10 protein-coding genes are annotated in these 11,837 nt (G+C 58.4%); 9 read left to right on the top strand and 1 reads right to left on the bottom strand.

Annotated features, from left to right (window positions below):
• Positions 1-2: 2 nt before the first annotated feature.
• From dapB to AB4N91_RS22770, 5 genes are all read left to right on the top strand, one after another.
• The gene (gene dapB, locus AB4N91_RS22790; RefSeq protein ID WP_010463514.1) at positions 3-806 is read left to right on the top strand and encodes a 4-hydroxy-tetrahydrodipicolinate reductase; all 804 of its coding nucleotides are present in this window, start codon (positions 3-5) and stop codon (positions 804-806) included.
• Positions 807-1,064: 258 nt separating this feature from the next.
• A complete protein-coding gene (carA, locus tag AB4N91_RS22785) occupies positions 1,065-2,201 on the top strand; it encodes a glutamine-hydrolyzing carbamoyl-phosphate synthase small subunit (protein ID WP_010463512.1) in 1,137 nt (378 codons plus the stop codon).
• A 121-nt stretch (positions 2,202-2,322) separates the two neighbouring features.
• Positions 2,323-5,544, top strand: a complete 3,222-nt coding sequence (carB, locus tag AB4N91_RS22780; RefSeq protein WP_010463509.1) for a carbamoyl-phosphate synthase large subunit — start codon at positions 2,323-2,325, stop codon at positions 5,542-5,544.
• Positions 5,541-6,017 (top strand): transcription elongation factor GreA, encoded by a 477-nt coding sequence (gene greA / locus AB4N91_RS22775; protein ID WP_010463507.1) that lies wholly within the window; start codon positions 5,541-5,543, stop codon positions 6,015-6,017. Before carB ends, greA begins: the two co-directional genes overlap by 4 nt.
• Positions 6,018-6,045: 28 nt before the next feature.
• Complete coding sequence (locus AB4N91_RS22770; RefSeq protein ID WP_102593596.1) at positions 6,046-6,450, top strand: MFS transporter; 405 nt, start codon at positions 6,046-6,048, stop codon at positions 6,448-6,450.
• A gap of 9 nt (positions 6,451-6,459) precedes the next feature.
• Here AB4N91_RS22770 and AB4N91_RS22765 read toward each other — a convergent pair whose 3' ends face one another.
• The gene (locus AB4N91_RS22765; RefSeq protein ID WP_008057408.1) at positions 6,460-6,768 is read right to left on the bottom strand and encodes a YhbY family RNA-binding protein; all 309 of its coding nucleotides are present in this window, start codon (positions 6,766-6,768) and stop codon (positions 6,460-6,462) included.
• Positions 6,769-6,873: 105 nt separating this feature from the next.
• Here AB4N91_RS22765 and rlmE point away from each other — a divergent pair, with 105 nt between their 5' ends.
• The 4 genes from rlmE (at position 6,874) to glmM (ending at position 11,833) form a co-directional block, all read left to right on the top strand.
• Positions 6,874-7,503: a 23S rRNA (uridine(2552)-2'-O)-methyltransferase RlmE gene (rlmE, locus tag AB4N91_RS22760; protein ID WP_008005470.1), complete on the top strand. Its 630-nt coding sequence runs from the start codon at positions 6,874-6,876 to the stop codon at positions 7,501-7,503.
• Positions 7,504-7,705: 202 nt separating this feature from the next.
• The gene (gene ftsH, locus AB4N91_RS22755) at positions 7,706-9,619 is read left to right on the top strand and encodes an ATP-dependent zinc metalloprotease FtsH (RefSeq protein ID WP_169856468.1); all 1,914 of its coding nucleotides are present in this window, start codon (positions 7,706-7,708) and stop codon (positions 9,617-9,619) included.
• Between the two features lie 8 nt (positions 9,620-9,627).
• Positions 9,628-10,479, top strand: a complete 852-nt coding sequence (folP, locus tag AB4N91_RS22750; RefSeq protein ID WP_077747388.1) for a dihydropteroate synthase — start codon at positions 9,628-9,630, stop codon at positions 10,477-10,479.
• A 16-nt stretch (positions 10,480-10,495) separates the two neighbouring features.
• Entirely contained in the window at positions 10,496-11,833 is a 1,338-nt protein-coding gene (gene glmM, locus AB4N91_RS22745; protein ID WP_010463493.1) for a phosphoglucosamine mutase, read from the top strand.
• Positions 11,834-11,837 lie beyond the last annotated feature (4 nt).

Raw genomic sequence — 11,837 nt, 5'->3', positions numbered from 1 at the left:
GCATGCGACGTATTGCAGTGATGGGCGCCGCCGGGCGCATGGGCAAAACCCTGATCGAGGCCGTGCAGCAACAGCAGGGCGCGGGTCTGACGGCGGCCATTGATCGTCCGGACAGCTCGCTGGTCGGCGCAGATGCCGGCGAACTGGCTGCGCTGGGTCGTATCGGTGTGCCGCTGTCGGGTGATCTGGATCGCGTGGTCGACGAGTTCGACGTGCTGATCGACTTCACGCACCCGACGGTGACGCTGAAGAACCTCGCGTTCTGCCGCAAGCATCACAAGGCGATGATCATCGGTACCACCGGTTTCAGCGTTGAGGAGAAGCAGTTGCTGGCGGAAGCGGGCAAGGACATTCCGATTGTCTTCGCGGCCAACTTCAGCGTCGGCGTTAATCTTTGCCTGAAGCTGCTCGACACCGCTGCCCGGGTGCTGGGTGATGATGTCGATATCGAAATCACTGAAGCCCATCATCGGCATAAAGTCGATGCGCCGTCCGGTACTGCCGTGCGCATGGGTGAAGTCATTGCCGATGCGCTGGGGCGTGATCTGAAGAAGGTGGCGGTTTACGGTCGTGAAGGCCAGACCGGCGCCCGCGCTCGCGAAACCATCGGCTTCGCCACGGTGCGTGCCGGTGACATCGTCGGTGATCACACTGTGCTGTTCGCCGCTGATGGTGAGCGTGTCGAGATCACGCATAAAGCGTCCAGTCGCATGACCTTTGCCAAGGGTGCAGTACGTGCCGCCTTGTGGCTTGATGGGCGCGAGCCGGGTCTTTATGACATGCAAGACGTGCTCGACCTGCGTTAAGAAGTGCCTGAAATCGGGTTCAAACACGGCGTTTGAGCCCGGTTTTACTCCGCCAAGCGACGTCCTGTCGCATTCTCCGGCCTTTAAGGCTCATTGGCGGTAGACCGAAAATGCCTTTTTCTGTAAGCTACAGCTTTAGTGTGTTCACTAAAAGCGCGCAGAATAATTCAGTGAATGAGCGGGGTGACGTGTCCATACGTCACTCCGCTTTTTTACACCTGCGATCGCCCTTTCAGGCTTTATTTACGGGAGGTCTTCTTGACTAAGCCAGCCATACTCGCCCTTGCTGATGGCAGCATTTTTCGCGGCGAAGCAATTGGAGCCGACGGTCAAACCGTTGGTGAGGTGGTATTCAACACCGCCATGACCGGCTATCAGGAAATCCTTACCGATCCTTCCTACGCCCAACAGATCGTTACCCTGACTTACCCGCACATCGGCAACACCGGCACAACGCCGGAAGACGCCGAGTCCGACCGCGTATGGTCCGCTGGCCTGGTCATCCGTGACCTGCCACTGGTTGCGAGCAACTGGCGTAACACGATGTCCCTGTCCGACTACCTGAAAGCCAACAACGTAGTGGCAATCGCCGGTATCGATACTCGCCGCCTGACACGCATTTTGCGTGAAAAAGGCGCGCAGAACGGCTGCATCATGGCAGGTGACAACATCTCCGAAGAAGCCGCCATCGCCGCCGCCCAGGGTTTCCCTGGCCTCAAAGGCATGGACCTGGCGAAAGTCGTCAGCACCAAAGAGCAATACGAGTGGCGCTCGACTGTCTGGGATCTGAAAACCGACAGCCACGCGACCATCGAAGCCTCCGAGCTGCCCTACCACGTGGTTGCCTACGACTACGGCGTCAAGCTGAACATCCTGCGCATGCTGGTCGAGCGCGGTTGCCGCGTGACCGTGGTGCCGGCCCAGACTCCAGCCGCTGACGTTCTGGCGATGAAGCCGGACGGCGTGTTCCTGTCCAACGGACCTGGTGATCCGGAGCCTTGCGACTACGCGATCCAGGCGATCAAGGACGTGCTCGAAACCGAGATTCCGGTCTTCGGCATCTGCCTCGGCCACCAACTGCTGGCCCTGGCCTCCGGTGCCAAGACCCTGAAAATGGGCCACGGCCACCACGGTGCCAACCACCCGGTCCAGGATCTGGATACCGGTGTAGTGATGATCACCAGCCAGAACCACGGTTTTGCGGTAGACGAAGCGACCCTGCCGGCCAACGTTCGCGCGATTCACAAATCGCTGTTCGACGGCACCCTTCAAGGCATCGAGCGTACCGACAAAAGCGCCTTCAGCTTCCAGGGTCACCCTGAAGCCAGCCCTGGCCCGAACGACGTAGCGCCATTGTTCGATCGCTTCATCAACGAAATGGCCAAGCGACGCTAATCGCTCGCCTTGATGTTGCAAAGCTTGAGGGGCGGTCCCGAACATCGGCGGCCCCCCTCAAGGCTTCACAGATTGAACAAGACGGCTTGCCGACTGACCTGCGGATTTGAGTGACAAACCCATGCCAAAACGTACAGACATTAAAAGCATCCTGATTCTCGGCGCTGGCCCGATCGTGATCGGCCAGGCCTGCGAATTCGACTACTCCGGCGCCCAGGCCTGCAAAGCCCTGCGCGAGGAGGGCTACCGCGTCATCCTGGTGAACTCCAACCCAGCGACCATCATGACCGACCCGGATATGGCTGACGCCACCTACATCGAGCCGATCAAGTGGCAGACCGTTGCCAAGATCATCGAGAAAGAGCGTCCGGACGCGCTGCTGCCGACCATGGGTGGCCAGACTGCTCTGAACTGCGCCCTGGACCTGGAGCGCGAAGGCGTTCTGGAGAAGTTCGGCGTAGAGATGATCGGTGCCAACGCTGACACCATCGACAAGGCCGAAGACCGTTCGCGCTTCGACAAGGCGATGAAATCCATCGGCCTGGACTGCCCGCGTTCGGGTATCGCCCACAGCATGGAAGAGGCCAACGCAGTGCTCGAGAAGCTTGGCTTCCCGTGCATCATCCGTCCGTCCTTCACCATGGGAGGCACCGGTGGCGGTATCGCTTACAACCGCGAAGAGTTCGAAGAAATCTGCGCCCGCGGTCTCGACCTGTCGCCGACCAAGGAACTGCTGATCGATGAATCCCTGATCGGCTGGAAAGAGTATGAGATGGAGGTTGTCCGCGATAAGAAGGACAACTGCATCATCGTCTGCTCCATCGAAAACTTTGACCCGATGGGCGTGCACACCGGTGACTCGATCACCGTTGCTCCGGCACAAACCCTGACGGACAAGGAATACCAGATCATGCGTAACGCCTCTCTGGCGGTACTGCGCGAGATCGGCGTGGAAACCGGCGGCTCTAACGTCCAGTTCGGCATCTGCCCGGACACTGGCCGCATGGTAGTCATCGAGATGAACCCGCGTGTATCCCGCTCTTCGGCACTGGCCTCGAAAGCCACTGGTTTCCCGATTGCGCGTATCGCTGCCAAGCTGGCGATCGGCTACACCCTGGACGAACTGCAGAACGAAATCACCGGCGGCGCTACTCCTGCATCCTTCGAGCCGTCCATTGACTACGTCGTGACCAAGTTGCCACGCTTCGCCTTCGAGAAATTCCCGAAAGCCGACGCGCGCCTGACCACTCAAATGAAGTCGGTCGGTGAAGTCATGGCGATCGGCCGGACCTTCCAGGAATCCCTGCAGAAAGCTTTGCGCGGCCTGGAAGTGGGCGTTTGCGGCCTGGACGAGAAGCTCGACCTGAGCAATCCGGAAAGCATGAGCATCCTCAAGCGCGAACTGACCGTGCCGGGTGCCGAGCGTATCTGGTACGTGGCTGACGCGTTCCGCGCCGGTCTGTCGGTCGAAGACATCTTCGGCATGAACATGATCGACCCGTGGTTCCTGGTGCAGATCGAAGACCTGATCAAGGACGAAGAGAAGGTCAAGACCCTGGGTCTGGCTAGCATCGACCGCGACTTGATGTTCAAGCTCAAGCGCAAAGGCTTCTCCGACATGCGTCTGGCCAAGCTGCTGGGCGTGACCGAGAAGGCGCTGCGTCGCCACCGTCACAAGCTGGAAATCTTCCCGGTCTACAAGCGCGTTGACACCTGCGCGGCCGAGTTCGCCACCGACACCGCCTACATGTACTCGACTTACGAGGAAGAGTGCGAAGCCGCACCGACGGGCCGCGACAAGATCATGATCCTGGGCGGCGGTCCTAACCGCATCGGCCAAGGCATCGAGTTCGACTACTGCTGCGTACACGCGGCACTTGCCCTGCGCGCCGACGGTTACGAGACCATCATGGTCAATTGCAACCCGGAAACCGTTTCGACCGATTACGACACCTCCGATCGCCTGTACTTCGAGCCGGTGACCCTGGAAGACGTGCTGGAAATCTGCCGCGTCGAGAAGCCAAAAGGCGTGATCGTCCAGTACGGCGGCCAAACCCCGCTGAAACTGGCTCGCGCCCTGGAAGAAGCTGGCGTGCCAATCATCGGCACCAGCCCTGACGCCATCGACCGTGCCGAAGACCGTGAGCGTTTCCAGCAAATGGTTGAGCGCCTGAACCTGCGTCAGCCGCCAAACGCCACCGTGCGTAGCGAAGACGAAGCGATTCGTGCTGCCGCCAAGATCGGTTACCCGCTGGTGGTTCGTCCGTCCTATGTTTTGGGCGGTCGTGCGATGGAAATCGTCTACGAAGAAGAAGAACTCAAGCGCTACCTGCGCGATGCGGTGAAGGTGTCCAACGACAGCCCGGTGCTGCTCGACCACTTCCTCAACTGCGCCATCGAAATGGACGTGGATGCGGTCTGCGACGGCACCGACGTGGTGATCGGCGCGATCATGCAGCACATCGAGCAGGCCGGCGTTCACTCCGGTGACTCGGCGTGCTCCCTGCCGCCGTACTCGCTGCCTGCGCACATCCAGGACGAGATGCGCGAACAGGTCAAGAAAATGGCCTTGGAACTGGGCGTTGTCGGCCTGATGAACGTACAGTTGGCGCTGCAAGGCGAAGACATCTACGTCATTGAAGTCAACCCGCGCGCTTCCCGTACCGTACCGTTCGTGTCCAAGTGCATCGGTGTTTCCCTGGCCATGATCGCGGCACGCGTGATGGCCGGTAAAACCCTGAAAGAAATCGGCTTCACCAAAGAAATCATTCCGAACTTCTACAGCGTGAAAGAGGCGGTGTTCCCATTCGCCAAATTCCCTGGTGTGGACCCGATCCTGGGCCCAGAGATGAAGTCCACCGGTGAAGTGATGGGCGTGGGTGACACCTTCGGCGAAGCGTTCGCCAAGGCACAGATGGGCGCCAGCGAAGTGCTGCCGACCGGCGGCACCGCGTTCATCAGCGTGCGTGACGACGATAAGCCACTGGTTGCAGGCGTGGCCCGTGATCTGATCAACTTGGGCTTCGAAGTGGTCGCCACTGCCGGTACTGCCAAGCTGATCGAAGCCGCAGGCCTGAAAGTGCGCCGTGTGAATAAGGTGACCGAAGGTCGTCCGCACGTGGTCGACATGATCAAGAATGACGAAGTCACCCTGATCATCAACACCACCGAAGGTCGTCAGTCGATTGCTGATTCGTACTCCATTCGTCGTAATGCCCTGCAGCACAAGATCTACTGCACCACGACTATTGCTGCTGGCGAAGCCATCTGCGAGGCGCTCAAGTTCGGTCCCGAGAAGACCGTACGCCGCTTGCAGGATCTACACGCAGGATTGAAGGCATGATCAAGTACCCTATGACCGTCCAGGGCGCGAAAGCCCTGGAAGAAGAACACGCTCACCTGACCAAGGTCGTCCGTCCGAAGCTCAGCCAGGACATCGGCACGGCCCGCGAGTTGGGTGACTTGAAGGAAAACGCCGAATACCACGCTGCCCGTGAGCAGCAAGGGATGGTCGAGGCGCGGATTCGTGACATCGAGGGCCGGATTCAGAACCAGGTGATCATCGACGTCACGACCATTCCTCACACCGGCAAAGTGATTTTCGGTACCACCGTTGAAATCGCCAACGTCGAGACTGATGAAAGCGTCACTTACCACATTGTGGGTGAGGATGAGGCTGACTTTAAACTCGGCAAGATTTCGGTGGGCTCACCACTGGCCCGCGCCTTGATTGCCAAGGAAGAGGGTGACGTGGTTGCCGTGAAAACGCCTGGCGGCGTTATCGAGTACGAGATTGTCGAAGTACGCCACATCTAAACGCAGGCGCCCGCTCCGTGCGGGCTCCATGCTTTGGCAGCTCACTCAGATGTTGTGGGTGGGCGGCTTGTGGCTGTTACACATCGGTCTGCTGCCGGTGCTGGGCCAGATTGGCCTGGCGCCGCTGCTGATTGACGAAATTGCAGGCATGCTTGATGCGCTGATGGTGGGTTTCGCCGCAGCGTGTGTGATTTTTCAGGCTTTGGTGCTGATTCAGGCCGAGGGCCTTGTCAGTCTATGGCGCGATATTCGTGGGCAACTGCTGCTGATGGCGCTGTATGCCTGCGGGATGTTCTTCGCGGTGCGCGTCGGTTGGCCGGATGCCGTGCGCTGGCAGGTGTTCAGTTACCTTGTTCTGGGCTTTTCCGGGGGGGTGCTGGTGTTGCAGCCGGTGCCAGGATGGAGTGGCAGGGTGCGCGAAGCACACCCTTGACCCTTGCCATCACTTGAAGCGATGAACGTTCGACAGCTGCTTGTTGACGCTGAAGTTCTTGCGGTAAATCAGTGCCATCTTGCCGATGACCTGAACCAGGTCCGCTTTGCCGACCTTGCACAGTTCTGCAATGTTCGCCAGGCGCGACTCGCGATCGAGGATGTTGAGCTTGATTTTAATCAGCTCGTGATCCGCCAAAGCGCGTTCAAGTTCGGCTAACACACCTTCAGTCAAACCGTTGTCAGCCACAATCAAAACTGGTTTCAGATGATGGCCAATGGATTTGTACTGTTTCTTCTGCTCTTGAGTGAGCGGCATAATCTGACCCCTGCGTCTGATCTTGTAAAAAGCGGCGGCCAGTTTACCCGAGCGAGTCCGGGACCGCCCAGTTAATCACGACCCGTTTTATTTTCGAGGTGGCCCGTGGCCCGTTCCAAGACAAGCCTTAAATGGCTGCAAAGACATGTCAATGATCCCTATGTGAAGCAGGCGCAGAAGGATGGTTATCGCTCGCGTGCGAGTTACAAGCTTCTGGAGGTCCAGGAGAAATACAAACTGATCCGTCCGGGTATGAGCGTTGTCGACCTGGGAGCGGCGCCCGGCGGCTGGTCGCAGGTCACCAGTCGGCTGATCGGTGGTCAGGGGCGACTGATCGCCTCGGACATCCTGGAAATGGACAGCATTCCGGACGTGACTTTCATCCAGGGTGACTTCACCCAGGACGAAGTGCTCGCTCAGATCCTCGAAGCCGTGGGTAATTCGCAGGTGGACCTTGTGATTTCCGATATGGCCCCCAATATGAGTGGTACGCCTGAGGTGGATATGCCCAAAGCCATGTTTCTATGTGAGCTGGCTCTTGATCTGGCGGCTCGGATACTCAAGCCGGGTGGTAATTTCGTGATCAAGGTGTTTCAGGGCGAAGGGTTTGATGCTTATGTGAAGGACGCTCGTCAGAAATTCGACAAGGTCCAGATGATCAAGCCGGATTCTTCCCGCGGCAGTTCCCGCGAGCAATACATGCTGGCTTGGGGCTATCGTGGCCGTAGCGAGTAAATCGAGGTTTTTTTGCGGGTCGATAGGATTTTCGTATTTCGCCCCGTGAGCATTAGCGAATATTGTGTAGAAAGTGTTTCACAAAGGGTTACAGACGGCGCCTGCCAGAGTCGTAGGTAATGTAGTAAGTTAGGCCGGTGAATATCATGCGAAGCGCGCGCCATTAGCGGAGCTTGCTTCAGAGGGTAGTTAATTGAACGATATGGCAAAGAATCTGATCCTGTGGTTGATCATCGCGGCTGTCCTGGTGACGGTGATGAACAACTTCTCCAGCCCTAACGAGCCGCAGACCCTCAACTATTCCGACTTCATCCAGCAGGTCAAGGATGGCAAGGTCGAACGCGTAGCAGTTGACGGCTATGTGATTACCGGTAAGCGCACCGATGGCGATAGCTTCAAGACCATTCGTCCTGCCATTCAGGACAACGGTCTGATCGGCGATCTCGTGGATAACCACGTCGTGGTCGAAGGCAAGCAGCCTGAGCAGCAAAGCATCTGGACTCAACTCCTGGTCGCCAGCTTCCCGATCCTGGTGATCATCGCCGTGTTCATGTTTTTCATGCGGCAGATGCAGGGCGGTGCGGGCGGCAAGGGCGGGCCGATGAGCTTCGGCAAGAGCAAGGCACGCCTGCTCTCCGAAGATCAGGTGAAAACTACCTTGGGTGACGTTGCCGGTTGCGACGAAGCCAAGGAAGAGGTCGGTGAACTGGTCGAGTTCCTGCGTGATCCGGGCAAGTTCCAGCGACTGGGCGGCCGCATTCCACGCGGCGTGCTGATGGTGGGTCCTCCGGGTACCGGTAAAACCTTGCTGGCCAAGGCGATTGCCGGCGAAGCCAAAGTGCCGTTCTTCACCATTTCCGGTTCCGATTTCGTCGAGATGTTCGTCGGTGTCGGTGCCAGCCGTGTTCGCGATATGTTCGAGCAGGCCAAGAAACACGCACCCTGCATCATCTTTATCGATGAAATCGATGCTGTCGGTCGTCACCGTGGCGCCGGCATGGGTGGCGGTCATGACGAACGCGAGCAGACACTCAACCAATTGCTGGTTGAGATGGATGGCTTTGAAATGAATGACGGCATCATCGTCATTGCTGCAACCAACCGTCCCGACGTACTGGACCCTGCGTTGCTGCGTCCGGGCCGTTTCGACCGTCAGGTTGTGGTAGGTCTGCCGGATATTCGTGGTCGTGAGCAGATTCTCAAGGTTCACATGCGCAAAGTGCCAATGGGTGACGACGTCGCTCCTGCGGTGATTGCACGTGGTACGCCTGGTTTCTCTGGTGCCGACCTGGCTAACCTGGTGAACGAGGCCTCGTTGTTCGCTGCCCGTACCGGCAAGCGCATCGTCGAAATGAAAGAGTTTGAACTGGCGAAAGACAAGATCATGATGGGCGCCGAGCGCAAATCCATGGTCATGTCGGAGAAAGAGAAGCAGAACACCGCTTATCACGAAGCGGGTCACGCCATCGTCGGTCGTGTCGTGCCAGAGCACGATCCGGTCTACAAGGTGTCGATCATCCCGCGCGGTCGTGCGCTGGGTGTGACGATGTTCCTGCCGGAAGAAGATCGCTATAGCCTGTCCAAGCGTGCGCTGATCAGCCAGATCTGCTCGCTGTACGGTGGCCGTATCGCTGAAGAAATGACCCTGGGCTTTGACGGTGTTACCACCGGCGCGTCCAACGACATCATGCGTGCCAGCCAGATTGCGCGGAACATGGTGACCAAGTGGGGCCTTTCGGAAAAACTCGGTCCGTTGATGTATGCCGAAGAAGAGGGCGAAGTATTCCTTGGTCGCGGCGGCGGTGGTCAGAGTGCGAGCTTCTCTGGTGAGACAGCCAAGCTGATTGACTCCGAAGTGCGCAGCATCATTGACCAGTGCTACGGCACGGCCAAGCAGATCCTCACGGATAACCGTGACAAGCTCGACGCCATGGCGGATGCCTTGATGAAGTACGAGACGATCGATGCCGATCAGATCGACGACATCATGGCCGGACGTACCCCTCGCGAACCACGCGACTGGTCGGGTGGCGGCACCGGTACTTCCGGGACACCTCCGGTGGTCCAGGATGAGCGTCCGCAAACACCGATCGGCGGTCCGGCTGCTGACGTCTAAGGTTTGAAATGACTTCTGTTCAGTCCTCGACCCGGTTGCCTTGCGGCAACCGGGTTCTTGATTTGGCCCAGACGCATGTCATGGGTATTCTCAATGTCACTCCCGATTCCTTTTCTGATGGCGGCCGATACAGCCAGCTCGACGCGGCCCTGCGCCACGCCGAGGCGATGGTAGCGGCGGGCGCCACGCTGATCGATGTCGGTGGCGAATCGACCCGGCCCGGTGCAAGGGCGGTTTCGCCACTTGAAGAGCTGGAGCGCGTGGCGCCTATCGTTGAACTCATCAATCGCGAACTGGATGTGATTATTTCGGTTGATACCTCCACTCCGGCGGTCATGCGCGAAACCGCACGGCTCGGAGCGGGCTTGATCAATGATGTGCGCTCGCTGCGCCGAGACGGTGCCCTGGATGCGGCAGCCGCCACCGGATTGCCGGTGTGTCTGATGCATATGCTCGGTGAGCCGGGCGATATGCAGGATAATCCGCACTACGAGGACGTGACTAAAGAGGTCTGCGAGTTTCTCGCTGAGCGTATGGCCCAGTGTGCGTTGGTGGGAATCCCTGCTGAGAGGATTATTCTTGATCCGGGGTTTGGGTTCGCAAAAACCTTGCAGCACAATCTAAGCTTGTTCAAACATATGGAAGACCTGCATGCCTTGGGGCGGCCCTTGTTGGTTGGGGTTTCGCGAAAGAGCATGATAGGTCAGGCCTTGAATCGCCCGGTTGGAGAACGCCTGTTTGGTGGTCTGGCGCTCGCGGCGCTGGCTTCGGCCAAGGGTGCGCGTATATTGCGCGTCCATGATGTAGCCGAAACAGTGGACGTGGTGCGGATGATCGCCGCAGTGGAATCAGCCGAATAAGAATGATGGAGCACTTATGAGCAAAAAATACTTTGGCACCGACGGTATCCGTGGTCGGGTCGGCGAATACCCGATAACTCCTGATTTCATGCTCAAGCTCGGTTGGGCTGCGGGCATGGCGTTCCGCAAAATGGGCGCCTGCAAGGTGCTGGTTGGCAAGGACACCCGGATCTCCGGTTACATGTTTGAGTCCGCGCTCGAGGCTGGTCTGACGTCGGCAGGTGCTGACGTGATGCTGTTGGGCCCGATGCCAACGCCGGCGATCGCTTACCTGACGCGTACCTTTCATGCTGAAGCCGGTATTGTGATCAGTGCCTCGCACAATCCTCATGATGACAACGGCATCAAGTTCTTCTCCGGAAAGGGCACCAAACTGCCGGATGAAGTCGAACTGATGATCGAAGAGTTGCTCGACACCCCGATGACCGTGGTTGAGTCGAGCAAGATCGGCAAAGTTTCGCGAATCAACGATGCCTCTGGCCGCTATATCGAATTCTGCAAGAGCAGCGTGCCGACCGGTACCAACTTCGCCGGCCTGAAAATCGTGATCGACTGCGCTCACGGCGCGACCTATAAGGTTGCACCTAGCGTGTTCCGCGAGTTGGGTGCCGAAGTCGTTGTGCTTTCTGCTCAGCCAAACGGCTTGAACATCAATGACAATTGCGGTTCGACCCATATGGGGCAGTTGCAGGCTGCGGTATTGGCCGAACACGCCGATCTGGGTATTGCCTTTGACGGTGACGGTGATCGCGTCTTGATGGTCGACCACACAGGCGCCATCGTAGATGGTGACGAGTTGCTGTACATCATCGCCCGCGATCTGCATGAGCGCGACAAGCTGCAAGGCGGCGTGGTTGGTACATTGATGAGTAACCTTGGGCTCGAATTGGCCCTGGCGGATCTGTCGATTCCTTTCGTGCGTGCCAACGTTGGCGACCGTTATGTGATCGCTGACTTGCTGGAGCGTAACTGGTTGGTAGGCGGTGAGAACTCGGGTCATATCGTCTGCTTCAATCACACCACCACAGGTGATGCGATCATCGCGGCGTTGCAGGTGCTGATGGCGCTGAAAACGCGCTCGGAAGGACTTGCTCAGGCCCGTCAGGCGCTGCGCAAGTGCCCTCAGGTGCTGATCAATGTCCGGTTCGGCGGGGGCGCGAGTCCGCTCGACCATCCGGCGGTCAAGGAAGCCAGCGACCGTGTTACCCAGGCTATGGCCGGCCGCGGGCGCGTGTTGTTGCGCAAGTCCGGGACGGAGCCGTTGGTGCGGGTGATGGTTGAAGGCGAGGACGAAACACAGGTCCGTGGCTACGCCGAAGAGCTGGCAAAACTGGTTACTGAAGTTTCTGCCTGAATTC

This window comes from Pseudomonas sp. H3_D04, assembly GCF_054669175.1.
This window is presented reverse-complemented; position numbering and strand designations above follow the sequence as displayed.